General features: G+C 65.7%; 2 protein-coding genes. Both read right to left on the bottom strand.

Going from position 1 to position 1121, the window contains the following annotated elements; translation table 11 throughout:
- Positions 1 to 15: 15 nt before the first annotated feature.
- Positions 16 to 438, bottom strand: a complete 423-nt coding sequence (locus tag HNQ95_RS33335) for a proton-translocating transhydrogenase family protein (RefSeq protein ID WP_067958142.1) — start codon at positions 436 to 438, stop codon at positions 16 to 18.
- Positions 438 to 1121 (bottom strand): Rossmann-fold NAD(P)-binding domain-containing protein (locus HNQ95_RS33340; protein ID WP_512747411.1); only part of this gene is annotated, 684 nt, incomplete at its 5' end. The genes HNQ95_RS33335 and HNQ95_RS33340, both read right to left, overlap by 1 nt.

The raw sequence follows: 1121 nt of genomic DNA on the forward strand, positions 1-1121 counted from the left end.
AGGTTCAGGGTCACGTCACTTGTCCTTCTTCTTGTACATCGCCAGCATGCGCTGGGTGACGAGGAAGCCGCCGAAGATGTTGACCGAGGCCAGCACCAGGGCGACGAAGCCGAAGCCGGTGGCAAGGCCGGAAGCGGCGATGCCGACGGCGAGCAGCGCACCGACGACGATGACCGAGGAGATGGCGTTGGTGACGGCCATCAGCGGCGTGTGCAGGGCCGGCGTCACCGACCAGACGACGTAGTAGCCGACGAAGATCGCCAAAACGAAGATGGCGAAGCGGAACACGAACGGGTCGACCGCCCCGCCGGTGACGGCATGTGCCGCATTGCCGGCAGCTTCGGCCGCACCTTCAGATGTGGCGAGATCCTGGACGCCGAGCCGGACGGCGGCAACCGCCTGGTCGAGCTGGTCGAGGGCTTTCTGAAGACCTTCCATCACGCGTCTCCCTCAGATGATGTCTTCGCGCCGGCGCTTGGCGCCGACTTCTTGGCAGTGGCTTTTTGGGCAGCGGGCTTTTTCGCAGCCGCCGGTTTGTCCGCTTTGGCGGCGGCCGGCTTCTTCGCCGTTGCCTTGGCAGGTGCTGCGCTATCGCTCGCCGGGTCGTCACCGCGGTTCTGGCCGGCCACGATCGGCTTGGGCTTGTCCGCAGCCGCAGCGGCATTGGCGAAGTTCGGATGCACCACCTTGCCGCCATCGGTCAGCATGGTCGCCTTGACCAGCTCGTCGTCGCGGTTGATGGCGATCTGCTTGGTGGTCTTGTCGACCATGGTCTCGAGGAAGGCGAACAGGTTCTTGGCGTAAAGCAGCGAGGCGGAGGCAGCGACCCGGCCCGGCACGTTGAGATGGCCGACGATCTTTGCCCCATTGGCCGTGGTGACGACCTTGCCCGGCACCGCACCCTCGACATTGCCGCCGCGCTCGACGGCGAGGTCGACAAGCACCGAACCCGGCTTCATCGAGGCGACCATTGCCGCAGACACCAGCTTCGGCGCCGGACGGCCCGGGATGAGGGCGGTGGTGATCACGATGTCCTGCTTGGCGATGTGCTCGGCGGTCAAGGCCGCCTGCTTGGCCTGATACTCCTTGGACATCTCCTTGGCGTAACCGCCGGCGGTCTC

The sequence above is a fragment of the Aminobacter ciceronei genome (genome assembly GCF_014138625.1).
Lineage (GTDB): Bacteria > Pseudomonadota > Alphaproteobacteria > Rhizobiales > Rhizobiaceae > Aminobacter > Aminobacter ciceronei.

What these genes read in the sequence shown, in the direction of transcription:
- HNQ95_RS33335 (WP_067958142.1), bottom strand. Translation starts at nt 438, where the DNA reads ATGGAAGGTCTTCAGAAAGCCCTCGACCAGCTCGACCAGGCGGTTGCC.